The following is a 23,873-nucleotide window of genomic DNA, read 5'->3' on the forward strand; positions in this document are numbered from 1 at the left end:
GCCGCGGCGACGCGTTTAAGGAGGTTTGAATGTCTCACCTTGATGACGTCAAAAGCCGCGTCGACGCGGTGATTGAAGCGCGCGTAATCGCGCGCATGAACGAACTGCTGATTGAACTCAGCGACGATACCGCGCTCAGCCGCGAGGAGCGCTATATCGAGCAGCAGCGGCTTCGCACCGCCATTGCCCATCACGGGCGTCAGCACAAAGAAGATCGCGAACACGAGGCGGCGGAACGCCTGGCGGAGCTGACCCGCGGCGGAACTATTTTATAAGGAATTCAAATGCATATTGCTTTTCTCGGCCTCGGCGGCATGGGCCAGCCGATGGCGACCAATCTTATCAACGCAGGCTTTACGGTAACAGTATGGAACCGCTCGCCCGCGCCGACCGACGCGCTGCGCGCGCTGGGCGCGCAGGTGGCGCAAAGCCCCAAGGATATTTATGACGCCGATGTGTTAATCACCATTCTCGCCGATGATGCGGTCACCGAAAGCGTCGTGGTGGAGCAGGGCGCGCTGGCGTCGCTCGCGCCGGGCGCGCTGTGGATCAACATGGCGACGGTCTCGGTGGCCTTTACCGAGGCGATGGAAGCGCTCGCGCAGCAACGCCGCGTCGGGTACGTGGCCGCGCCGGTGCTGGGGCGCGTGGATGTCGCTGCGGCGGGCAATCTGAATATTCTGGCGGCGGGCTCGCCGGAGTGGCTTTTAAAAGCGCAGCCGGTGTTCGACGTGCTGGGCCAGAAAACCTGGCCGTTTGGAGACCGCCCGGCACAGGCGGCGGCGGTGAAGCTTGCGGCGAACTTTATGCTCGCCAGCGCCATTGAGACGATGGGCGAAGCCGCCGCGCTGGTGGAGGCGTATGACGTCGGTAAAGGCGATTTTCTCGGGATGATGACGGGCACGCTGTTTGCCGCGCCCGCCTATAAAAACTATGGCGCGATGATTGCCGAAGACCGCTATTCGCCCGCCGGGTTTACCATGAAGCTCGGGCTTAAGGATGTGCGCCTGGCGCAGCAGGCGGCGGAGAGTAAAAACGTGCCGATGGGCATCGCGGGCGTGCTGCGCGATAACTATCTCGACGCGCTCGCCCACGGCGACGAACAGCTCGACTGGGCGGCGCTCGCGACCGTCAGCGCGCGCCGCAGCGGACAGAAACCGAAAGCGTAACCCTCAGAACGTGCGCCTGGCGACCAGCCAGGCGCCAATCACCAGCAACAACGCGCCCACCACGGGGCCTGCCACCATGCGCAGCGTCAGACCGCTGGTGCGCGCGATATCAAACAGCAACCCGCCGATAAGCTGGCTTGCCACCAGCACCGCAATGGTCGTGGCCGCGCCCAGATGCTGATAACCATTGATGCTCGCGAACACGAAAAACGAACCCAGCAGGCCCGGCAGCAGCGTCCACCAGCGCACGGTGGCGATAAGCTCGCTAAAGCCCGCCGTCCCGTTACGCAGCAGCAGAATGGCGCAGAACAGCACAATGCCCACCAGCGAATTAAGCAGCATCGCAATCAGGATGGTGGACGCCGACTGCGTGATACGCACCATCAGCATATTCTGCACCACCAGGCCCGCGCCGGCGGCGGCGAGAAACAGCAGACTTAGTGATGAATTCATCCGATGGCGTCCGGTTCGCGGCGGTTATCGAGCTGGAGCTGCATAAACGTTAAATCGAGCCAGCGGCCAAATTTGGTGCCGACCTGCGGCATCTGCGCGGTAATGGTAAACCCGAGCTTTTCATGCAGCGCGATGGACGCCGCGTTTTGCGACTCAATCCCCGCCACCATCACATGCTTGCCGATGGCCCGCGCCTCGACAATCAGCTGCGCCATTAACTGTTTGCCAATGCCTTTGCCGTGGTGCTCCGGGTGAACGTAGACGGAGTGCTCGACGGTGTGGCGAAAACCGTCAAATGCGCGCCAGTCGCCGAAGGAGGAATAGCCCACGACGCTGTTGCCTTCAACGGCCACCAGCACCGGGTAGCCCGCGTTGCCGCGCTGATAAAACCAGGCGAGGCGGTTATCGGTATCGACGGTGGCGTCGTTCCAGATGGCGGCAGTGTGCTGTACGGCGTAGTTATAGATGTCGGCGATGGCGGCACAGTCTTCGGCGGTGGCGTGACGAATAAGCATGGTTGAACCCCGGTGGTTGTTCACTATAATGTTACGTAATGAATAATATAATCGACACTTTAAATCAACGGATTGGTGAGCGCATTCGCGTTGAGCGCGAGACGCGCGGCTGGTCGCTCTCCGAACTGGCGGAGCGTGCCGGCGTCTCGCGCGCCATGATCCATAAAATCGAGCGCGGCGAGAGCAGCCCGACGGCGACGCTGTTAGGCAGGCTTTCCGGCGCGCTCGGGCTCAGTATGTCCACGCTTATCGCCCGCGCCGAGATGAACGAAGGGCGGCTGCTGCGCTTTGCGGACCAGCCGGTCTGGCAGGATCCGCAAAGCCACTACCTGCGCCGCCACGTCTCGCCGAAGTCCGATCTGCCGCTCGATCTCGTGCAGGTGGAGCTGCCCGCCGGCAGCGATATCCCGATGCCCGCCTCGGCTTACGCCTTCGCCCGCCAGCTTATCTGGGTGCAGCGCGGCGAGCTGGTGTTTCGCGAAGGCGACACGCATCACCGGATGCGCGAGGGCGACTGCCTGGAGCTCGGCCCGCCGAACGAATGCCATTTCATCAATCAAAGCGACGCGCCCTGCGTCTATCTGGTTGTGCGTCTGAATAACGTCGCCAGTTGACGTGAATGCACTACGCTTTGGGGATGTCCTGAAAATAAAGGAGAACAGCATGACGCAACAAGCTTCCCGTAATCGCCGCTGGGTACTGGCGTCCCGTCCGCACGGCGCGCCCGTGGCGGAGAACTTCCGCCTTGAGGAAGACGCCGTCGCCACGCCGGGCGAAGGCCAGGTGCTGGTACGCACGGTATATCTGTCGCTCGACCCGTATATGCGCGGGCGCATGAGCGACGCGCCGTCGTATTCACCGCCGGTAGAGATTGGCGAAGTGATGGTCGGCGGTACGGTCGGCGTGGTGGAGCAGTCAGAACACCCTGATTTTCGCCCCGGCGACTGGGTGCTCGGTTATAGCGGCTGGCAGGATCACTGCATCTGCGACGCCAAACAGCTGACCCCGCTTGGCCGCTCGCCTGAACATCCGTCCTGGTTCCTCGGCGTGCTGGGGATGCCGGGCTTTACCGCTTATATGGGTCTGCTGGATATCGGCGCGCCGAAAGAGGGCGAAACGCTGGTGGTCGCCGCGGCTACCGGGCCGGTGGGCGCGAGCGTCGGGCAGATCGGTAAAATCAAAGGCTGTCGCGTCGTCGGCGTGGCGGGCGGCGAAGAGAAATGCCGCTACGCGGTAGAGCAGCTCGGCTTTGATGCGTGTATCGATCACCGCGCGCCGGATTTCGCCGATAAGCTCGCCGCCGCCTGTCCGCAGGGCATCGACGTCTATTATGAGAATGTCGGCGGCAAGGTGTTTGACGCGGTGCTGCCGCTGCTTAACACCGGCGCGCGCGTGCCGCTGTGCGGTCTGGTCTCCGGCTATAACGCCACCGACCTGCCACCCGGCCCGGATCGTCTGCCGCTCCTGATGGGGACGCTGCTTAAAAAACGCATTCGTATGCAGGGCTTTATCATCAATCAGGATTATGGTCACCGCATTGAGGAGTTCCAGCGCGAAATGGGCCAGTGGGTCTCCAGCGGCAAAATCCACTACCGCGAGCAGATCGTCGATGGCCTTGAGAACGCGCCGGAGGCGTTTATCGGCCTGCTGGAAGGGAAAAACTTCGGCAAGCTGGTTATTCGCGTCGGCCAGGATGAATCATAAACCAGCCCAATAACAACTTGTTAACCACGGCGGCTGCCGATATGCTCGACCAAAGCCTGTTGTCGGGAGCCGCCTGTGCCGCTGTTAACCGTATCCCATCTGAGCCTGCAACGTCGCCAGGCTGAATTACTTCATGACGTCAGTCTGACCGTTGACCGCCGCGAAATGGTCGCGCTGGTCGGCGAATCCGGCTGCGGCAAAACCCTCACATCGCTTGCCATCACCGGCCTGCTGCCGCGCGGCGTCTGGCAGAGCGGCGGCGAAATCCGCTTTGACGACGCCCACGCGATTCTCCCCGGCGCCCCATACCCGGCTGGCCTTCGCGGACGGCGCATCGCCATGATTTTCCAGGAGCCGATGAGCAGCATGAACCCGGTGCTGAAAGTGGGCGAGCAGATAGCCGAAGTGCTGGTGCGCCATCGCGGGCTCGGCTGGAAAGCCGCATGGCGCGAGGCGGTGGCGCTGCTCGGTCATGTCGGCATCGGCGAGCCGGAAAAGCGCGCGCGCCAGTATATTCATCAGCTCTCCGGCGGGATGCGCCAGCGGGTGATGATAGCGAGCGCCATCAGCGGCAAACCGGATTTACTGATTGCCGATGAACCCACCACCGCGCTGGATGTCACCCTGCAGGCGCAGATCCTCGGGCTTTTAAAAAATCTCCAGCAGGAGATGGGCATGGGCGTGCTGCTGGTCACGCACGATCTCAGCGTGGTGGCGCGCTACGCCGACCGCGCCTGCGTGATGAACGGCGGGGAAATCGTTGAGCAGGGCCCGGTCGAGCCGCTTTTTACCGCGCCGCAGGCGGACTGGACGCGGCGGCTCATCGCCGCCTCGACGCCGCAAACGCCCGTGGCGCGTGATATCGAACGCCGGACGCCGCCGCTGTTGCAGGTTACCCGTCTTGTGAAAAGCTTTCCGCGCCGCCAGCGGCTGCCGTTTGTGCCGCCGGAGCGCCAGCGAGTGCTGCATCCGACCTCATTCAGCCTTGCGCGCGGCGAAATCGTCGGGCTTATCGGCGAATCCGGCTCCGGCAAAACCACGCTCGGGCGCGCCGCCATCGGGCTTATCGGAGCGGACAGCGGTGACATTTTCTTTGACGGCGTCGATATGGCGCAGGCGAGTCGCGCCGAGCAGAAACGCGTGCGCCGCCGCGCGCAGATGATTTTTCAGGACCCTTACGCGAGCCTCGATCCGCGCATGAGCATCGGCGAGCAACTCGCCGAGCCGCTGCGCGTGCATGGGCTGCGCCACGGTGATGGCATCGCGGCGCGGGTGAGTGAATTAATGACGCTGGTAGGGCTGGATCCTGCCTGGGCGCAGCGACGCCCGGCAGCGTTTTCCGGCGGGCAGCGCCAGCGTATCGCCATCGCCCGCGCGCTGGCGCTGGAGCCCGATTTGCTGGTGGCGGATGAAGCCGTGGCGGCGCTCGACCTGCCGGTCAGAGGCCAGATCCTGCGCCTGCTGGCAGAGCTTCGCGATAAGCTTGGACTGTCGGTGCTGTTTATCAGTCACGATCTCCAGGCGGTGCGCCAGCTCTGCGATCGCGTGCTGGTGCTCTATCTTGGCGAGGTCGTGGAAGAAGGGCCGACGCATCAGGTGCTGGCCTCACCCGCGCATCCGTATACCCGGCGGCTTATCGACAGCGCGCCGGATCTGCATCAGGCGCTGCGCCTGCGCGACAGCGCTTAAGGCGCGCCGAACAGCGCAAGCGGCGTGCCCACCTCGTCGCGCTCCGCCGCCTGCAACACGCGCGCGGCGAGCGCGATATCAAACACGTTCAGGCCGAACGACGAAAAATAGACGCAGTCGTCAGGGGCCGGACGCCAGCGCCCGCTGACCAGCGCCGTAAGATCCGCCACCCAGCCGTCATCCGGGAATTCGCCAGCGCGATACATCTGAAACAGGCTTTTGGCGCTGGTATGGCGAAACTCGCCCCAGGCGTCCACCACTACCTGTGTGGCACGTTTAATGGCCGCAAAGCTCACTTCATGATAGCCAATCTGCATCACCAGCCTGCCGGGCGTAAACCAGTCGGGGCCGAGAAACGGCTGCTGCGCGCCGGTACAGGTAATGACCGCATCCCACGGCTGCGCCTGCGCGTCGTCGGGATGGCGATAACGTTCGCACGCAAAGGGCAGCGCCGCCGCGCTCAGGGCGTCGAGACGCTCCGCCGTGCGGTTCCACAGGCCGAGCGCCTCAAGAGACGGGAACTGCGCGCTGAGCATCGCGAGATGCGCCCGCGCCTGGACGCCCGCGCCGAGCAGCAGCACGCGTTTCACCGGGCGCGGCGCGGCGTGGCGCAGCGCGAGCGCCGAGACGGCGGCGGTGCGCACGGCTGTCAGCCCGCCGCTCTCCACCAGTCCCACCGGCAGGCCGCTGTCGGCACGGTTAATCAGCGTTACCGTCAGCGCCATTGGCAGGCCGTCCTGAGGCTGCGGGCGGTGCGCAGTCCACTTCACGCCCGTGGCGTTAAAGCGCCCGCCGACGCGCGCGGGCAGCGCATAGATCTTGCCCGGCGGGGTATCGAGCGGGACGTGCGTTTCGGCAGGCATGACGGCGTCGCCTGCGGCTATCAGCCTTACTGTGTCGGTGACATCGCGCAGCGCCGCGTGCGGGTCGAGCCCGCCGAGGCTTGCCACCTGGGGGCCGCTCAGAAATCGCATGAGTATCTCCTGAACCGTCAGAATGAGAGCAGCCAGTCGCGAAGCGACCGGGTAAACCGCGTAAGCCCGCGCAGGGTGACAAACTCATTCACGCCGTGCGCGTTGCCGCCGTAGCCAAGCCCGCCTATCAGAAACGCGGGCGCAACCGGCGCGAAGGCATACGCCGGCGCGCAGCCGGGCGCCCAGGGCCAGATTTGCGGGCAGGCCTGCTGCTGGTGATAGCTGTTTAACAGCTCCAGCACGCCGGGGTCTTCTTCGGAAAAGCGGCGGCCCGGATAGCTGTCGTCAACAATAAGCTTCACGCCTGCGATCGCCTGCATCCTGAGCTGCGCGCGCATGGCGTCCAGCAGCTGCGAGGGCGAGCTGCCGGGCGGGGTGCGCAGGGCGAACTCGGCGCAGGCGAGCGGGGGGATAATACCGCGCCCTGGCAGCGGCGAGGTGCGGATTTCGCTGAGATTGAACACCGCGCTGCCAAGTAAAAACGCCAGCGCCTCGCGGCTGTCGCCCTCAACGGTCAGCCGCTGGCTTTTACGCATCGTCAGCTCGTCGGCAATGCTGAACTGCGGCGCCAGTTCGTCGAGCCAGCGCAGGGCGGGCTCATCCAGCGGCAGCGTTTCCAGCACGCCGTTGCGCCCGGCGGGCGCGATGGCGGCCAGCGCCTGCACCAGCCGCCAGGCGGGGTTGGCAATCCAGGCCGCGTTGCTGGCGTGAATGGCGGCCTGCGGGCCGCCCCAGTCGCCGCCCGCGACGCGCAGACGGCCTGAGGTCATGCCGGTAAAGCCAAGATACAGCCGTGGCGCGCCGCCGCCATATTCGCACAGCGACGGAAAAAGCACGGCGAGCGCAGGCGACACCGGGCAGGGCGTGCGGGCGAGATAACGACGTAAGGCGCCGCTGCCGCACTCCTCTTCGCCTTCAAGCAGGATCTCAAGATTAGTGGCGAGCATGCCGCTCTGCCACAGCTCGCGCACCACGGTGAGCATACCCGCCAGCGGGCCTTTGTTGTTTTCCGCGCCGCGCGAGATAAACACGTCGCCCTTATCGGCCCAGCGGCGAATGCCGCCGGTGAACGGGTCGACCTGCCAGCCCTCGCTGTCTGCGGGCATCACGTCATACATGTTGTAGAGCACCAGCGTGTCGGGCGCGCCGATATCAACGCGCACGTGCACCAGCGGCGGGCTGTCGGCGGGCTGCTGCGCGACCGGCAGCATCACCTGCGCGTCCAGCGCCTCCACAAGCCAGGCCTCCAGCCAGGCGGCGAGCGACCGCTGCTCGGCGGGCTCATCCGCCACGCTTTGCCAGGCGGTGAGTGACGACAGCAGTTCCAGGGTCGCATCCACATCGGCATGCGGCTGAACGGTCATAAACGGATCCTCGGGTTTAATACCAGATAAAGCAAATCAATCAGCAGGTTAACGACCACGAACGTCAGCGCGGCGAGCAGCACCACGCCCTGCACCAGCGGGAAATCGCGGTTCTGGATGGCCTGCACCGCCAGGCGGCCGATACCGGGCCAGGCGAAGATAATCTCGGTGACCAGCGCGCCGCCGAGCAGGGCGGCGAGCGAGATCCCCTGAACCGTCACCACCGGGATCAGCGCGTTGCGCAGCCCGTGGCGCACCAGCACCCGCCAGGCGCTGAGCCCTTTGGCGCGCGCGGTGCGGATATACTCCTGGTCCAGCACGTCAATCAGGCTGGCGCGCACCAGACGCGCCATTGCGCTCATGTAATACGCGCCAAGACAGACGGCAGGCATGATGAGCTGTAGCGGATCGCCGTAGCCGCCGGAGGGCAGCCAGCGCAGCTGCAGGCTGAAGAACAAAATCATCAGGAGCCCCAGCCAGAACACCGGCACCGCCTGACCACTGAAGGCCACCAGGCGCGCCAGCAGATCCCAGATGCTGTCGCGCCACAGCGCGCTGATAAGCCCGAGCGCCAGCCCGGCGAACGTACTCCAGGCCAGCGCCGTTAACGCCAGCAGCGCGGTGGCGGGCAGGCGTTCGGCAATCAGCGTCGACACCGGCTGGCCGTAGCGCAGGGAGTCGCCGAGATCGCCGCGCAGCAGGTGGCCTGCGTAGTCGGCGTATTGCGCAAGCAAGGGGCGGTCAAAGCCCATCGCGTGGCGGAAATCCGCAATCTCCTGCGATGTGGCGCCGGGCGGCATCATCACCGCCGCCGGGTCGCCCGTCAGATGCAGGCTGAAGAAGATAAGCAGCGACACGCCAAACATCACCAGCAGCGCCTGGAAAAACCGCGAAATCAGATAACGCGCCATTATTCGACCCTCGTCTGCGTGGTACGCAGCCAGTAGTCGCCGAGAAGGTTACAGCCCACCACCAGCATCGCAATAGCGCAGCCGGGCCAGACCACCAGCCAGGGGGCGAGCAGCATATAGGCGCGGCCTTCGCCGATAAGATTGCCAAGCGTCGGCGTCGGCGGCTGAATGCCCATGCCGAGAAACCCGACCGACGCCTCCAGCACAATAAGCCGGGGAATATCGAGCGTTAGCAGCACCAGCAGCGGGGTGGCGAGGGCAGGCAAAATATGGCGCAGCATAATGCGCAGGTGCGAAAAACCCATGGTTTTCGCGGCGTCGATATACTCCAGCTCGCGGATTTCCAGCGTTCTGGCGCGCGCGACGCGGGCGTAAATCGCCCAGCTCGTCACGCCCATAATCACAATGATATTAGCAAGCGAAGTGCCGAAGAGCGCCATCACCAGCAGGATCAGCAGGATGAACGGCACCGCCAGCTGGATGTCGATAAGCCGCATAATCAGCGCGTCGACCCAGCCGCCGAAGTAACCGGCGATCATGCCCATCAGCGTCCCCATCGTGGCGGCGATAACGGCGGCGATAATCACCACGAAAAGCGACAGCCGCGCGCCCGCCAGAATGCGTGAGAACAGGTCACGCCCCAGCTGGTCAGTACCCAGCCAGTGGCCCGCGCCAGGGGCCTGAAAGACGGCGCTGAGCTCGCTTTTTAACGGGTCGGGCAAGGGGAGCCAGGGAGAGAGCAGCGCGGCGACAATAAGTATTGTCAGCAGCCCGCCGCCAAGAAGGCCGTCCCCCGGCAGGGGACGGCGACGTGAACGGGATGCGTATCGGCCAGGGAAGATCATTTCACCCTCATGTCGAACAGCGACACGCGCGCATCTTCACGCCCTTTAAACGTGACGTTGTCACTGGAGGCGTAAATCGCGTCTTCCCGATAGAGCGGGATCAGCGGCTGTTCAGCGGCGACGCGATCCTGAATCTGCTCCAGCAGCGCTTTACGCTTCGCGGCGTCCACCGTAGCGCGGCTCTCGTTCAGAAGCTTATCCAGCGCCGGATCGCTCACCGTCGAGTACGGCTCATTGGCGTGCAGCACCGGGTAGAGCGCGGCGTCGGCATCGAGCGTCTGGGTGGAGCCCCAGCCGAGCATATACAGCGGCGCCTGTTTGCCGGACGCCACCTGCTGGGTATAGACCGACCACTCGGGCACTTCAAGCTGCGCCTTCACGCCGATAGCGGCGAGATCCTGCACAATCGCCTGGCCCACGTCAGCGCTGGCGATATAGCGGCGCGGCGCCTGGAACTTCAGGGTAAAGCCGTCAGCAAAACCGGCTTCTTTGAGCAACGCTTTAGCTTTCGCCAGATCCTGTTTTGGCGCGGCAATCGCCTTGTAGCCATAGTCTTTCGGGCCCGCGAGTGTGCCGGTCGGCGTGCCGAAGCCGTGCAGCAGCGACTGGGTATAGGCGTCGCGGTTCAGCGCCAGCGACAGCGCCTGACGCACGCGCACATCGTTTAACGGCGGCTGGTTATTCTTGATGCCAAGATAAATGGTCAGCCCGCCGCCTTTCACCTGCTCAAGCTTCACGCCCGGCTTGCTTTTCACCAGCGGCGCGAGGTCTGCCGGTACGCCTTCAACCAACTGCGCTTCACCGGTCAGCAGCGCGGTGATCCGCGCGGTCGCTTCCGGGATGGGACGCCAGGTCACTTCGTCAATCGACGGCTTGCCGCGCCAGTAGTTGGGGTTCGCTTCCATCACCACGCGCTCGTCCGGCACGAAAGTTTTGACGATATAAGCGCCACTTCCGACAGGTTTTCGTGCAAATTCCGCAGCACCGACTTTACTTACATAACCAGGCGGCACGATATACGCTGGATAACGGCTCATTCGGGTGGGCAGCAGCGGGTCGGGGCCATTGGTATGAATACGCACCTGATAATCGCCGACCGCCTCCACCGATTTAATGGTGCGGATATACGAGATGGTGGGCGCGTGGTTGGCCGGGTCGAGAATACGGTCGATGGAGAATTTTACCGCCGCGGCGTTGACCGGCTCGCCGTTGGTAAATTTCACATCCTTGCGCAGATCGAACTGCCATGTGGTGTCATTAACGGCTTCCCAGTGGGTGGCGAGGCCGGGTTTGAGTTGCATCTGCGCGTCGCGCAGCACCAGCGTATCGAAAACGTTATCCACCAGGGTCGCGGCTTCTTTCAGAAAGCCGGGGTCCATGGCGGTGGCGGAAGTCGGCTGCGCGATAGTCAGCGAGCTGGCCTGACTGAGCGGAGCGAATAATGAGAGCGCCACAGAAAGAGAGAGAAGCTTACGGGACAGTCGTTTCATTAGGTCAATACCTTAATGGTTGTCGTACTGGTCAGTGAATGTTTTGATTATTTTGGGTTTTCCTGACCCCTAAAGCCATGTTATCAAGGATATAACATATATCCTCTGGTCAGGATGATGAGACGTCAGTTAAGCGCCTGCTAATACAAAGTAAATTTTTTACGACAGGAAATAAACATGTTGGATCTGGAAAAAGCGCAACGCCTGAGTTTAACCATGCAAGTGGAAGTGAGACTGAAAAACGCCCTTATCGTCGGCAGCCTGCGTCCTGGCGCGCGTCTGGTCACGAAAGAGATAGCCGATCAGCTGGGGATTAGCATCACGCCCGTTCGCGAAGCGTTGCTGCGCCTGGTCTCGTCCGGCGCGCTGCACGCCACGCCCGCGCAGGCGTTTCTGGTGCCGGAAATCAGCGAAGCGCGCTACGACGAAGTGACGAAGATCCGCAAAAATCTCGAAGGGATGGCCGTTGAAGCGGCGGCCGCGCATATTACGCCTGCGCGGATGGAACACCTGCGCGAACTCTGCGACGCGTTCCGCGACGCCAAGCTTGCCCGCAATGTCGAGCAGGCGCTGCAGGCGAATCGCGCGTTTCGCTTTCAGATCTACAACTGGGCTGAAATGCCGACGCTGGTGGCGCTGATAGAGCAGCTCTGGATGCGCATCGGGCCGTGCTTTAACTATCTTTACCCGCAGTCGGAAGATTTTGTGCGCGGTCATCATAATTATGACGACTTACTGGCGGCGCTGGAGGCGGGCGACAGCGAGGCCTGCGTGCGCGCGATACACCAGTCGATTAACGACGGCGCATCGATACTTAAAAAACAGTACTTCGGCTAAGACGCGCCCCGGCAAACCATTGCCGGAATGCGTATTTCCCTTTTCGTCTCCCCGGCGCTTAACTGACAGGGCAGCACAGCGCCTGCGCACCCGCCGAGGAGGCGATAATCATGCACACCCCCGACCGTCGTCATGCGTCGCGCACACGCCTGCGCCGCATGCTCAGAGCCTGGCTCACGCCGCAGCCGCCCGAGGCGCGCGCGTTGATGCTCGAATCCTTTATCCCTTACGGACACCTGTATGGTCTCGATTTCGGCAATATCGATTCGGGCCTGCACCGCCCGCGCTAACCGCTATCGACGCGGTATACGGCTGCGCTACTGGAATGAGTTATGCACGCCGCGCGATGGCCTTTGTCACGACAGCTTCCCGCGAGGCTCTCGTGTAAAAGGCCATTTTTATTGCGTTAAGGTTTATGCCAGAGGCTTACGCGACGCTGCTATCCTGCGCCAGACGCCCATCATGGCGCGCCAGGCGATAACCGCGCACAGCGCAGAGGCAATGAGATCGGTAAAAAACCACAGGTCGTCGTAATTTTCCTGATTAGCGCTGCCGTGTAACCCGCGCGCGAACGCGTTAGCCGTCTCCAGGCTGATAAAGCGTGACGCGTCAATAACACGCGCAAAGACGCAGAAAAGTGCTACAAACAGCAGCGTTTTAGCCGCGCGTCGGGCAAGTGTCGCCATGACCATGTCGGGTTATCTCGGTGAAAGGGGATTGCGGGCCTCATGAAAGCGTAAAACCGCCCAGGCGGCAAGTCCTGTCAGCGTGACTTTTTCCCACCGCACCCGCCCCGCGCCGTCGCAGGCTGCTCGTTTTTCCACCGCTTCGCTTAACGCGATTTTTTTGGCGATAATTTCTTCTTTTTGCTAAAAAAACCGGCACGTCAGCCGATAACCTTCTGTGGCTTTTTTATGAGGGCCGACTATCGTGAACAGGGGGCAGGATGGCTGTACTGGTAAACCGATTACGCAACGTTCGCATAACCCGCAAGCTCGCCGCCGGATTTGGCGTGGTGCTGCTGCTGGTGGCGCTGGCGACCGCACTCTCCGTGGCGCGCTTTATGGCCATCCGCGACGTCTATGTTAAAAGCAATCTCATCTACGACATCAATATCGATGTCTTTCAGGCCAAAATTAACCGGCTGAAATATTTCTATACCGGCGATGACGACGCCCGCGCGCTGATGAGCCGCTATGTCGATGAAGCGCTGGCCCGCACCGGCGAGGCGCAGGCGCTGGAGTGGTCCGCGAGCGAGCGCGCCACGGTCGATGATATCCAGCGCTATCTGCAAAGCTTCCAGAGCAGCGTGACCACCATGAGCGACGCCACCGGCAAGCTTGGCCAGATCCGCGCGCAGCTCGACGCGCTGGCAGGCAAGGATGAGACCGCGCGCTATACGGAGCTTATCCGCACGCCGGTGGCCGACGCCGAACTCTCTTACGCCATTTACGACCTGCTGTTCGCCATCAGCAGCCTGCGTGATGACGCCTATGCGCTGCGCTTTACCAGCACTGAACAGGCGAACCAGGCGCTCGCCAGTCGTTTTCAGGCGGTAGAAGGGCAGTATCAGGCGCTGATGAGCCGCCTGTCGCCGGAGCTGCTGCCGCCGTTTGCCGGTCTGTGGCAGGACACGGTGCGCTACCAGACGTTAAGCCGCGACTACTATGCCGCCTGGGACGCGTTGAAAGGCGCTGAGAGCACGGTGAAAACCGCAGGCGATCGCAGCAGTGCGGCGATTAAACAGATGGTGACGCTCACCAAAGCGCAGAACGAGGCACTCTCATCCGGTTCTTCGACGCTCGCCCTGATCCTCGGCGCGCTGGCTATCTTCCTCGGCGTTATCGTGGCCTGGGCCATCAGCCGCCAGATTGTGCGCCCGCTGATGATGAACCTGGCGCTCGCCGAGCGCATCGCCGATGGCGACCTGAGCGCCCACATTGAGACCGGGAGGCGGGATGAATTCGGTAAGCTTACCGGCGCGATGGCGCGCATGAACGGCCGGCTTCGCGAGATGACCGGCGAGCTGCGCGCGAGCGTCGGGCGTCTTACCCACACGGCAGGCGAAATAGCCTCCGGCAACAGCGCGCTGGCGACGCGCACCGAACAGCAGTCGAGCGCCGTGGTGCAGACCGCCGCCAGCATGGAGCAGCTCACCGCGACCGTGAAAAACAACGCCGACAACGCCCGCCACGCCAGCCAGATAGCCGCAGAGGCCTCTCAAACTGCCGGGCGCGGCGGCGACGTGGTACGCGATGTCGTGCAGACGATGCAGGATATCTCCGCCAGTTCGCGCAAAATCGCCGACATTACCGAGGTGATTAACAGCATTTCGTTCCAGACCAACATTCTGGCGCTCAACGCGGCGGTGGAAGCAGCCCGCGCGGGCGAACATGGTCGCGGCTTCGCGGTCGTCGCCGCCGAAGTGCGCAGCCTCTCCCAGCGCAGCGCGCAGGCGGCGAAGGATATCGCGGTGCTGATTGATGAGTCGGTAAATCGCATCAAAACCGGCAGTACGCTGGCGGCCCGCGCCGGGGAGACCATGAACGATGTGGTGAGCTCCGTCACCCGCGTGAACGATATTATGGAAGAGATTTCATCGGCGTCGCAGGAGCAGAGCCGCGGCATCGAGCAGATCTCCCGCGCGGTCGGCGAGCTTGACGCCACCACGCAGCAGAACGCCGCGCTGGTCAGCGCCTCGTCAAACGCCGCAGGCGATCTCGAAGCCCAGGCCGCACGCCTGCGCGGGCTCGTCGGCGCGTTCCGCCTGGAGGCGCACAGCGGTTCAGCGCGCCCGCCTGTTGGCCTGGCCCCGCGTCCGGTCGCACCTGCGCCGGTCGCGCCACGCCAGCCCGTGACCGATGAGGGCTGGACCACGTTCTGACGTTGCGCCTTCGCCTCACGCTATTTTCTTCTCTCGCGCCCGGCTTGCCGGGCGCTCACTTTTCCCGCGCTGTACTAAGCTTTCGTTACCCTTAACGCAAATCAGGATAACGACATGACAAAAAACGCCTTTGTTGCTGTCGTGACCGGCGGCAGTTCAGGAGTCGGGCGCGCGACAGCCAGTTACTTTGCGGCCTCTGGCTATGATGTGGCGATCATTGCCCGTGGAGAGCAGGGCGTGGCGGAGACCACGGAAGAGTTAAAGCGCTACGGCGGGCGAGTGCTGGGCATCTGCGCTGACGTCGCGGATCCGCAGCAGGTGAGTAACGCGGCGGAGCGTATCGAAAACGAACTGGGTCCGATGTCGGTGTGGGTCAACTGCGCCATGACGACCGTGCTCGCGCCGGTGGAGGATATCAGTTTTGACGAGTTCCGCCGCGTCACCGAAGTAACCTACCTCGGCGCGGTGAACGGCACCCGTAGCGCGCTGCGCTATATGCAGCTGCGCGACAGCGGCACCATTATCCAGGTGGGCTCGGCGCTCGCGTGGCGCTCTATTCCGTTGCAATCGGCCTACTGCGGGGCGAAAGCGGCGATCCGCGCGTTTACCGACTCCCTGCGTTGCGAGCTGTTGCATCAGAAGAGCGGCGTACGGGTGTCGATGGTGCAGCTGCCTGCCATCAACACCACGCAGTTCAACTGGGCGCGCAATAAGTTTCATCACCGTATGCAGCCGTTGGAGCCTATTTATCAGCCCGAAGTGGCCGCCAAAGCGATTTATGACGCCGCCGTGGCGCGCCGTCCGCCGCGCGAGGTATGGCTTGGCAAAAACACGGTGATGTCGATTGTCGGCAATATGTTTTTCCCCGGTCTTCTTGACCGCTACGTCACGAAAACCTGGGAAGGGCAACTGACCGACGAGGCCGAACCGACGCAGCGCCCCGACTACCTGTTCCAGCCGCTGGAAAATGGCCATCAGGCGCACGGGCGTTTTGACAGCCAGGCGAAGAGCAAGGCCGTGGCCGTCGATTCCCGCGTGATGGGCGTGGCGGCGGTGGCGGTGGCCGGACTGTTGCTGAAAAGCCTGTTCCGCCGCCGTTAAGGATTAACGCACGCGCAGCCAGCGGTAACCGTAGCCGTTGATGCGCAGCTCGCAGGCGACTGGCGGATATTCATCATCCGCCAGGATCTCGCGGGCGTCCGTTAAATCAAGCTCGCCTAAATCCACCGTCACGGGCGCGTGGCTCAGATTGGTGAGCATCAGGGTCGCGACGTTATTATTCTGATAGCGCACCGCGAACACGCTTTTTTCCCGCACCGTGAACGGGTGAAAATGCTGATAGCAGATCTCCGGCAGGGTGCGCCAGACCGCGATAATCGCGCGAATGCGGTGCAGCAGTGAGCCTTCGCGCGCTTGTTGTTCTTCGACGTTAATGGCCTCGTAGCGAAACGGGCCGTCCGCTATCAGCGGCTCCACAAAGCGCGCCGGATCGCAGGCCGAAAACCCCGCGCCCGGCCCCGCGTGCCACTGCATGGGGGTGCGCACCGATTCCCGCTCCGGCTGGGAAAGCAGATCTCCCATGCCGATTTCCGCGCCGTAGCGCACTACCGGCGTGCCCGGCAGCGAAAAGAGCAGGGCGTGCGCCATCGCCTGCTGACGCTCGTCGCCGTTGAGCATCGGCGCCAGACGGCGGCGGATCCCGCGTCCGTAGATACGCATATCCGGCTCCGGAGCATATTTCTCCATCACGAACTCATAATCTTCCGGCGCCAAATCTTCGAGGTCGAGCTCGTCATGGTTGCGCAGCCAGAAGCAGTAGCCGCCGTTGGCGGGCGGCATCGGCAGTTCATTGAGCGCTTTGACCAGCGGCGCGGCTTCTTCGCGCGCCAGCGCCAGGAGGGTGTTTTTGTTGATCCAGAAATTCAGAAGCGTGGTCAGGCGTTTGCCGCCGCCAAAGAAATCCTTGAATTCCGAGACGTTCACGTCCACTTCGCCCAGCAGGATCATATCCGGATGATCCTCGGTCAGCAGGTCATAGAAGTGGTTGAAGAGCCGGTAGCCGCTCTCCCGATCGCCCGGCAGGCTCGCCTGTTCCACCATATGCGAGGCCGCATCGACGCGAAAGCCCGCTACGCCTTTCCCGGCCCAGAAGCGCAGCACCCGGTCGATGGCCTGGATAACATCGGGGTGGCGCAGGTTGAGATCCGGCTCGTGATGGTAAAAGAGGTGGCGGTAATAGCGCTGCGCCTGTTCATCAAAGCGCCAGATATGCGGCTCGACGGTCGGAAACATCGGCGCGGGCTCATCCGGCCCCGGCGTGTCGCGCCAGAGGTAAAAGTTGTGAAACGGGCTGTCGCGGCCTTTGCGCGCCTCCAGAAACCAGTTGTGGGTATCTGACGTGTGCTGCGCCACCAGCTCGATAATCACCCGGATATCGCGCTTGCCCGCCTCGGCAATCAGCCACTCCACATCCTCCAGCGAGCCGATGCGCGGGTCCGGTTCGGTATGGTTTTCCACGTCATAGCCGTTATCGCGTCGCGGCGAGAGATAAAACGGGGTCAGCCAGATGGCGGTCGCGCCAAGCGATTCGACATAGTCGAGCTTTTCGACAATGCCGCGCAGGTCTCCCCAGCCGTCGGCGTTGCTGTCAAAAAAACGCGTGGGATCTATCTGGTAAATGACGGCGTTCTGGTGCCACAGACGGCTCATAAGCGGACTCCTTTTGGCGGAAATCAGCTTTTAGTATAGGCGGGACGGTGAGAGCGCCTGAAAATGTGCGGCGTTTCGGCAAATAAAAAAGCGGGCGGCGCGAAACCGCCCGGCGGGGTTACTCGAAGCGGTAGCTCAGGCTCGCGCCCACGCCGTAATTACGACCCGGCGCGGGCTCGTAGTAGCGGGCGTTGGATTCATTAACGATGACCGACCCGACATAGGATTTATCGAACAGGTTATCGACGCGGCCAAATACATCCAGCAGCCAGTTGCCGCGCTGGAATTTATAGCCGGTATTAAGGCCAACCGTGGTATACGACGGCACTTTCGCGTCGTTGGCGTCATTGGCCATGATGCTGCTCATGTAGCGCACGTCGCCACCCGCGTACCAGCCGGTCTCTGGCTCATAGCCGAGCGACGCATAGAGCATGTTACGGGCGATGCCCGGCATCCGGTTGCCGGTGCAGTCGCCGGTGCGGCAGACATTGGTGCGGTAGGTGGCGTCAAGGTACGTCCAGGCCGCTTTCAGCTTCCAGGCGTCGGCAAACTGCTGATCGACGGCCAGCTCGACGCCCTGACGACGGGTTTTACCGGCGTTTTTATAGCTGCTGCGCCCGCTGCCGACACTCTGATCGACCACGATTTCGTTATCGGTATCGGTCTGGAACAGCGCGGCGGTGACAAGCCCGTTGCCGATGCGGGTTTTACTGCCGATCTCAACGGTATCGCTGGTAGACGGCTTCAGCGCGAAGTTCAGGCCGCTCTGATTGCCGGAGCGATAGGAGAGCTCATTGATAGTCGGGGTTTCAAACCCGCGGCCCCAGGAGGCGTAGACGTTCCAGGCGTCGGTCAGCGCATATTTCAGCGAGCCTGCGGGCAGCCATTTGTGGTAGCTGGCCTCGCCGCTGTCATCGCCGTTGCCCGGCACGACGTAGAAATCGTTAGAGTCGAACCAGATGTTGCTGTAGCGCACGCCCGCGTCGAGGCTCAGCTGTTCGGTAAGCTGCCAGGACGTTTGCAGATACGGGTCGACGTTCCACATCAGGTTGCGCTCGTTGCGGCGCAGATTGCCTTTCTCGCCATACTGCGTAGCGCCGTTCACTTCACGGAAGTTTTCATAGCCTTTACGGTCTTCGCGCATATTTTCGTAGTCAAGCCCGAGCGTGGCGCTCACCGGCACGCCTGCGATCGCATCGCGGTGCGTCCAGCGGCTGTCGATACCCTGATAGTGGCGCGTGAGGCTGATAACGCCGCCGGGGTTGGTGGGCGCGGCCTGAAAGCCCTTTTTGAACGACTGGAACTGCGTGGTTTCGCGCTCGCCCGCGTAAGCCATCACGCTCAGATCGTCCTGTTCCGTCAGCGCGCGCTCATAGCGCAGGCCCGCCTGGGTCTGCTTCGTGGTTTTGCGGGTATTGAATTCATCACCGCGCGGCGACTGGCGCGGATTAGCGCGCCACTCCTCGCGGGTCAGCCCGCCCGGATCGTTGGCCTTAATATCGACGCTGTTAAAGAGCAGCGTCAGTTTGCTGGCCTCATCGAGGCGCACGCCGAGCTTCGCGTTAGCGAGATTTTTACGCGCGCCGCTGTGGTCGCGGTAGCCATGCGTGGTGAAGCGGGTGGTGGAGAGGGTGTAATCGACATCACCCGCGTGCGTCCCGTCGCCGGTCGCGCCGCTCGCTTTCAGCCCGTAACGCACGCTGCCAAAGCTGCCGTAATACGTGCCCGCCTCGATGGTCGGCGGCGGCGTTCCGGTGGCGGTTTTCACGTTGATAACACCGCCGGAGGCGTTGCCGTAGAGCGCGGAAAACGGCCCGCGCAGCACGTCGACGCTCTCAATGCTGTTGAGATCGAAATTCGAGGTATAGCCCTGGCCGTCCGGCATCGTTGCCGGAATGCCGTCGACATACATGCGGATGCCGCGCACACCGTAGGTGGAACGCGACCCGAAGCCGCGCATCGACAGTTGTAGATCCTGGGCGAAGTTCTGACGGTTCTGGATTTGCAGGCCCGGCACGCTGCCGAGGTTTTCCGACAGGTTCACCTGGGGGGCGGCGTGGCGGAGATCATCGCCGTTCACCACGCTGACGGAGGCGGGCGTATCCAGCTCGGAGACGCCGCCAGGCGCGGCGGTGACGATCATGGTCTGTTCAGCGGTGCTGGCGGCATGCGCGGGCGAGAGCGCGACAGGCAGTAAAAGAGCGAAGGGCGCATAGCGAGCGCGGGAGATTTTCATGCGGTTTACGTGATCCCGGAAGTCATAAAACAAATAAAAACTGTGACGTAATCTTAAACGTTTTGTAAATTTTTGAAAAATTAAACGGCACGTTGCGTTAACCCTCAAAGTGTAGCGGGCGCAGCCAGTTTAAACACCCGCAAAAAGATTTCCCTTTGGGTGAATAATGATTATTATTCTCATCTATAATAAAACGCCACGGTAACGCCGGGCAATGCTTTTGGATCAATGTGATGCAGCCCATTTTGTTCGTTTCAAAGGGAGTTCTTATGCAGTTACGTCACCTTTCCTCGCCGCGCGCGCTGCTCGGCGCGCTGTTGTTCGCCAGCACGTTCGCTACCTTCACCACGCAGGCTGCAGAAGAGATGCTGCGCAAGCCCGTCGGCAAAGGCGCCTATGAGATGGCCTACAGCCCGGCGGAGCAGGCGCTGTTTGTCGCCACCTCGCAGAGCCGCAAGCTGGATAAAGGCGGCGTCATCTACCGTCTCGACCCGACAACGCTTGAAATCACCCAGGTGATTCATAACGATCTCAAACCCTTTGGCGCAGCCATTAACACCAAAACCAACACGCTGTGGTTCGGCAATACCGTGAACGGCGCGGTGACTGCCGTCGATGCGAAAACCGGCGAGGTGAAAGGGCGTCTGGTGCTGGACGGGCGTGCGCGCTCAGAAAGCGTGAAGCCGCTTCAGCCGCGCGAGCTGGCGGTGGATGAGGCGACCAATACCGTGTATATCGGCGCGGTGGGCAACGAGAGCGAAATCTGGGTCGTGGACGGCGAGACGCTGAAAAAACGCGCGGGCATCACCGGGCTTGGCAAATACAGCACCGGACTGGCGCTGGATACGGCCGCGAAGCGCCTGTACACCACCAATGCCGACGGCGAGTTTATTACTATCGACACCGCGACAAATCAGGTGCTGTCGCGCAAAAAGCTGGCGGATGACGGCAAGGAACATTTCTTTATCAACCTGAGCCTTGACGCGGCCAATCACCGCGCCTTTGTGGCGGATTCGAAACAGCCGCAGCTGCGGGTGGTCGATACCCGCACGGGCGAGGTCACCAAAGTTATCGACGCGCCGAACGCGCTTGCCGTGCTCTTTAACCCGGCGCGCAACGAGGTCTACCTGACGCATCGCGAGGCGGGCAGCGTCAGCGTGATTGACGCTAAAAGTTACGCTGTCACAAAAACCCTTAAAACGCCGGTACACCCGAACAGCCTCGCGCTCTCCCCGGATGGCAAAACACTTTTTGTCACCGTTAAGCAGGCCTCCAGCCGTCAGCAGGAAGCCACCAGCCCGGATGACGTCATCCGCATCGCGCTGTAACGAAAAGCCCCGCGTTTGCGGGGCTTTTTCATCAGGTGGGGCGGAAACCAGAAGCAGCCCGCTATGTTTATTTTGCCGGAATGACTTTTGTCACCAGCGTCGGCATCTCCCAGGTGCCGCCGGCGCGGATGAGACGGCAGTCGCCGGTGCCGTAGTCGTCGCTCTGTACGAACGTCTCGCCGTTCCAGGTCCAGCTGGCGCCGCCCATGCAGTCGCCAATGCCGCGCCCGCGCTGCACGGAGATGATATTGCCTTTATCGTAATCGCTGCCGACAAGCGTTATCAGCGTCGGTTTGCCTTTCAGCGCCTCATCAATGACCCAGTAGCCGTTGCCTTCGTTATAGGCCGCGCGCCAGCAGGTGGCGGCGATCAGCGCTTTGCCGTTGCTTAACGGCGTGACGGTCACCGGCTCGTTACGCAGCGTTTCATCGGTCAGCCCGTCGCAGCTGTCGCCGTCGAGCTTCGCGGCTTCAAGCCGTGGCAGCAGCGTGGCAAGCGCCGCGCCGGTAAGCGTGGTGGGTTGCGCGTCGCTGACCGCCGCCGCGTGAATAACCGGGGCGGGAACCGGCGCAGGCACGGCGCTTTCCGGTTTATCGCCTTTTTTCATCATGGCGCCCGGCGTGCCGACACGGCCCTGGACGTCATCCATTTTCAGCAGCACCGCGCTGGCGCCGGCGGCGGAGAGCGCAAAACGGCGGTTATCCGACTTAAACACCACGTTACCGCGGCCCTTAACGGCCTTGATGACGGCGGCGGTCTGCGCGTCATTAAGCTGCCAGGTCGCTTCTTTGCTGTCTTCTGTCAGCGTGCCGAGGTCTTTACCGTCAATCTCAAGGTGCATCGCGCCCTGCGAGGGTTTGATGTCGTCATCCATCTCGCCCAGGCGGATCATGGCGCTGACCGGCGCGTCCGGCCCGGCGTTGCGGGTCAGCAGCAGCGAGCCGCCGGTGCCCTCGTTGGCTTCATAGGCGTCAACGCGGCAGGTGCCGGTATTGTCGCAGACCATCCCCCAGTCTTTATGGTTAAAGGCCGGGCGCACGGGAGTGACGGCGGCGACGCTGAGCGCGACACAGAGCGGGGCGAGGGCGAGTGCTTTGAGGGTTGCAGGTGTCATAACGGTTCCTTGTGTTCGTAGGCTGCGTCATAGGGTGAAGTGCGGCGACGTTTCGGGCAACCTACCAGTAATAGTACGCATAAAAAAAGGAGCCTTCCGGCTCCTTTATTCGCAGCAGAGGCGTTATTCCGGGTGCTGTTGCGGCGCGGTGCTGTGGATCTCCTGCACGCGCTTACGCACGCCGAACCAGCCCGCAATCAGCAGAATGGCAATCAGCGGGATCGAGGCGATGGTGAAAGTGCCGTTCGGGTAGTCGAACGCCATCAGCACCAGCACGGTGGCGAGGAACAGCAGCGTCAGCCACGAGGTAAACGGCGCGCCCGGCAGTTTGAACGGCACGTCATCGGCTTTGCCTTCTTTGATGGCTTTACGCAGGCGCATCTGGCAGATAACGATAAACGCCCAGGAAGAGATAATACCGAGCGACGCGACGTTCAGGACAATCTCAAACACCTGTGACGGTACCAGGTAGTTCAGGAAGACGCCGACGATATAGACGCAGACCGTCACCAGAATACCCGCGAACGGCACCTGCGATTTGCTCATCTTCGACATGAACTTCGGCGCGGAGCCGCCCATGGACATCGAACGCAGGATACGGCCCGTTGAATAGAGACCGGAGTTAAGGCTTGAGAGCGCCGCGGTCAGCACCACCATGTTCATGATGTCGCCGATATAGGGCACGCCAAGCTTCGAGAAGAAGGTCACGAACGGACTCTGGCCCGCCTGGTAGGCGTTCCACGGCAGCAGCAGCACCAGCAGCACCACGGAGCCGACGTAAAACAGGCCGATACGCCAGATTACGCTGTTGATGGCCTTCGGCACCATCGTCTGCGGATCTTTACATTCGCCCGCCGCGGTGCCGACCAGTTCGATAGACGCGAAGGCGAACACCACGCCCTGTACCAGCACCAGCGCAGGCAGCAGGCCGTGCGGGAACAGGCCGCCGTTATCGGTTATCAGATGGAAGCCCGTCGCATTGCCGTCGAGCGGTTTGCCGGTGCCGAGAAACACCACGCCGACCACCAGGAACACCACGATGGCGAGCACTTTAATCAGCGCAAACCAGAATTCCATCTCGGCGAACCACTTCACGCCGATAAGGTTCATGGTGCCGACAATCGCCAGCGCGCCGAGCGCGAAGACCCACTGCGGGACATCGCCGAACGCGCCCCAGTAGTGCATATAGAGCGCCACGGCGGTGATATCGACGATGCCGGTCATCGCCCAGTTCACGAAATACATCCAGCCCGCCACGTAAGAGGCTTTCTCACCGAGGAATTCACGGGCGTAAGAGACAAAACTGCCGCTCGACGGACGGTGGAGCACCAGTTCGCCAAGCGCGCGCAAGATAAAGAAAGAGAAGATGCCGCACACCAGATAGACCAGCGCCAGCGACGGCCCGGCTGCCTGCAGACGCGCGCCCGCGCCCAAAAACAGGCCCGTACCGATGGCGCCGCCGATAGCTATCATCTGCACCTGACGGTTGCCCATCGCTTTGTGATAACCCTCTTCATGAGAGTTCAACCAGCGTCGTTTCGCGGCGCGATGCTCAGCCGCGTTTTGCTTCGTTGTTTTCATTGGTTTTCCTGTAGTCCTGTCTGAACCTGAACGAGCCAAAATAGCCGGCCGCCGTTAACCAACCAAACGT

22 protein-coding genes are annotated in these 23,873 nt (G+C 62.2%); 10 read left to right on the forward strand and 12 right to left on the reverse strand.

Annotated features, from left to right (window positions below):
* The first annotated feature begins 29 nt into the window (after positions 1–29).
* Together AFK67_RS09620 and AFK67_RS09625 are read left to right on the forward strand one after the other, a co-directional pair.
* Positions 30–275, forward strand: a complete 246-nt coding sequence (locus AFK67_RS09620; protein WP_007724643.1) for a DUF2526 family protein — start codon at positions 30–32, stop codon at positions 273–275.
* A 9-nt stretch (positions 276–284) separates the two neighbouring features.
* Positions 285–1,169, forward strand: a complete 885-nt coding sequence (locus tag AFK67_RS09625; protein ID WP_038883700.1) for an NAD(P)-dependent oxidoreductase — start codon at positions 285–287, stop codon at positions 1,167–1,169.
* Between the two features lie 3 nt (positions 1,170–1,172).
* Here the strand turns inward: AFK67_RS09625 and AFK67_RS09630 are convergent, their stop codons facing one another.
* Together AFK67_RS09630 and AFK67_RS09635 are read right to left on the reverse strand one after the other, a co-directional pair.
* Positions 1,173–1,622 (reverse strand): DMT family transporter, encoded by a 450-nt coding sequence (locus tag AFK67_RS09630; RefSeq protein ID WP_007724633.1) that lies wholly within the window; start codon positions 1,620–1,622, stop codon positions 1,173–1,175.
* Complete coding sequence (locus AFK67_RS09635) at positions 1,619–2,137, reverse strand: GNAT family N-acetyltransferase (protein WP_007724629.1); 519 nt, start codon at positions 2,135–2,137, stop codon at positions 1,619–1,621. Before AFK67_RS09635 ends, AFK67_RS09630 begins: the two co-directional genes overlap by 4 nt.
* Positions 2,138–2,175: 38 nt before the next feature.
* On the opposite strand from AFK67_RS09635, the gene AFK67_RS09640 reads away from it, so the two are divergent.
* The 3 genes from AFK67_RS09640 to AFK67_RS21760 all read left to right on the forward strand — a co-directional run bounded on the left by AFK67_RS09640 (position 2,176) and on the right by AFK67_RS21760 (position 5,530).
* Positions 2,176–2,751, forward strand: coding sequence for a helix-turn-helix domain-containing protein (locus tag AFK67_RS09640; RefSeq protein ID WP_007724627.1), 576 nt, complete (start codon positions 2,176–2,178; stop codon positions 2,749–2,751).
* Between the two features lie 49 nt (positions 2,752–2,800).
* The gene (locus AFK67_RS09645) at positions 2,801–3,841 is read left to right on the forward strand and encodes an NADPH-dependent curcumin/dihydrocurcumin reductase (RefSeq protein ID WP_007724625.1); all 1,041 of its coding nucleotides are present in this window, start codon (positions 2,801–2,803) and stop codon (positions 3,839–3,841) included.
* A gap of 75 nt (positions 3,842–3,916) precedes the next feature.
* On the forward strand, positions 3,917–5,530 hold the full coding sequence (locus tag AFK67_RS21760; protein WP_007724622.1) for a dipeptide ABC transporter ATP-binding protein: 1,614 nt from the start codon (positions 3,917–3,919) through the stop codon (positions 5,528–5,530).
* On the opposite strand, the gene AFK67_RS09655 is transcribed toward AFK67_RS21760, so the two are convergent.
* Genes AFK67_RS09655 through AFK67_RS09675 form a run of 5 tightly spaced genes read right to left on the reverse strand, consistent with a single transcriptional unit; the run spans position 5,527 to position 11,114 of the window.
* On the reverse strand, positions 5,527–6,504 hold the full coding sequence (locus AFK67_RS09655; RefSeq protein ID WP_038883695.1) for an ornithine cyclodeaminase family protein: 978 nt from the start codon (positions 6,502–6,504) through the stop codon (positions 5,527–5,529). The genes AFK67_RS21760 and AFK67_RS09655 overlap by 4 nt on opposite strands.
* A gap of 17 nt (positions 6,505–6,521) precedes the next feature.
* Positions 6,522–7,868 (reverse strand): M20 family metallopeptidase, encoded by a 1,347-nt coding sequence (locus AFK67_RS09660; RefSeq protein WP_007710218.1) that lies wholly within the window; start codon positions 7,866–7,868, stop codon positions 6,522–6,524.
* The gene (locus tag AFK67_RS09665; protein ID WP_007710216.1) at positions 7,865–8,779 is read right to left on the reverse strand and encodes an ABC transporter permease; all 915 of its coding nucleotides are present in this window, start codon (positions 8,777–8,779) and stop codon (positions 7,865–7,867) included. The genes AFK67_RS09660 and AFK67_RS09665 overlap by 4 nt, the downstream gene beginning before the upstream one ends.
* A complete protein-coding gene (locus tag AFK67_RS09670; RefSeq protein ID WP_007710213.1) occupies positions 8,779–9,624 on the reverse strand; it encodes an ABC transporter permease in 846 nt (281 codons plus the stop codon). The genes AFK67_RS09665 and AFK67_RS09670 overlap by 1 nt, the downstream gene beginning before the upstream one ends.
* The gene (locus AFK67_RS09675) at positions 9,621–11,114 is read right to left on the reverse strand and encodes an ABC transporter substrate-binding protein (RefSeq protein ID WP_007710211.1); all 1,494 of its coding nucleotides are present in this window, start codon (positions 11,112–11,114) and stop codon (positions 9,621–9,623) included. Before AFK67_RS09675 ends, AFK67_RS09670 begins: the two co-directional genes overlap by 4 nt.
* 177 nt (positions 11,115–11,291) lie before the next feature.
* Between AFK67_RS09675 and AFK67_RS09680 the strand changes: the two genes are divergently transcribed.
* Positions 11,292–11,951: a GntR family transcriptional regulator gene (locus AFK67_RS09680; protein WP_007710209.1), complete on the forward strand. Its 660-nt coding sequence runs from the start codon at positions 11,292–11,294 to the stop codon at positions 11,949–11,951.
* A gap of 110 nt (positions 11,952–12,061) precedes the next feature.
* On the forward strand, positions 12,062–12,241 hold the full coding sequence (locus AFK67_RS09685; protein WP_007710208.1) for a hypothetical protein: 180 nt from the start codon (positions 12,062–12,064) through the stop codon (positions 12,239–12,241).
* 123 nt (positions 12,242–12,364) lie between these two features.
* Here the strand turns inward: AFK67_RS09685 and AFK67_RS09690 are convergent, their stop codons facing one another.
* Positions 12,365–12,637: a hypothetical protein gene (locus AFK67_RS09690; protein ID WP_234013071.1), complete on the reverse strand. Its 273-nt coding sequence runs from the start codon at positions 12,635–12,637 to the stop codon at positions 12,365–12,367.
* A gap of 260 nt (positions 12,638–12,897) precedes the next feature.
* On the opposite strand from AFK67_RS09690, the gene AFK67_RS09695 reads away from it, so the two are divergent.
* Complete coding sequence (locus tag AFK67_RS09695; protein ID WP_007710204.1) at positions 12,898–14,835, forward strand: methyl-accepting chemotaxis protein; 1,938 nt, start codon at positions 12,898–12,900, stop codon at positions 14,833–14,835.
* 114 nt (positions 14,836–14,949) lie between these two features.
* A complete protein-coding gene (locus tag AFK67_RS09700) occupies positions 14,950–15,936 on the forward strand; it encodes an SDR family oxidoreductase (protein ID WP_038883691.1) in 987 nt (328 codons plus the stop codon).
* Positions 15,937–15,939: 3 nt separating this feature from the next.
* Here AFK67_RS09700 and AFK67_RS09705 read toward each other — a convergent pair whose 3' ends face one another.
* Both AFK67_RS09705 and pqqU read right to left on the reverse strand, forming a co-directional pair.
* Positions 15,940–17,544 carry an alpha-amylase family protein gene (locus AFK67_RS09705; protein WP_038883687.1) on the reverse strand — a complete coding sequence of 535 codons (1,605 nt, stop codon included), beginning with the start codon at positions 17,542–17,544 and terminating at the stop codon, positions 15,940–15,942.
* 118 nt (positions 17,545–17,662) lie between these two features.
* Entirely contained in the window at positions 17,663–19,780 is a 2,118-nt protein-coding gene (gene pqqU / locus AFK67_RS09710) for a TonB-dependent receptor PqqU (RefSeq protein ID WP_007710195.1), read from the reverse strand.
* A gap of 269 nt (positions 19,781–20,049) precedes the next feature.
* On the opposite strand from pqqU, the gene yncE reads away from it, so the two are divergent.
* Positions 20,050–21,108 carry a 7-bladed beta-propeller protein YncE gene (gene yncE, locus AFK67_RS09715; protein WP_007710193.1) on the forward strand — a complete coding sequence of 353 codons (1,059 nt, stop codon included), beginning with the start codon at positions 20,050–20,052 and terminating at the stop codon, positions 21,106–21,108.
* Positions 21,109–21,175: 67 nt separating this feature from the next.
* Here the strand turns inward: yncE and AFK67_RS09720 are convergent, their stop codons facing one another.
* Both AFK67_RS09720 and ansP read right to left on the reverse strand, forming a co-directional pair.
* A complete protein-coding gene (locus tag AFK67_RS09720) occupies positions 21,176–22,222 on the reverse strand; it encodes a DUF1176 domain-containing protein (RefSeq protein ID WP_007710191.1) in 1,047 nt (348 codons plus the stop codon).
* 123 nt (positions 22,223–22,345) lie between these two features.
* Positions 22,346–23,803: an L-asparagine permease gene (ansP, locus tag AFK67_RS09725; protein WP_007710189.1), complete on the reverse strand. Its 1,458-nt coding sequence runs from the start codon at positions 23,801–23,803 to the stop codon at positions 22,346–22,348.
* Positions 23,804–23,873 lie beyond the last annotated feature (70 nt).

The sequence above is a fragment of the Cronobacter dublinensis subsp. dublinensis LMG 23823 genome, from assembly GCF_001277235.1.
Classification (GTDB): domain Bacteria; phylum Pseudomonadota; class Gammaproteobacteria; order Enterobacterales; family Enterobacteriaceae; genus Cronobacter; species Cronobacter dublinensis.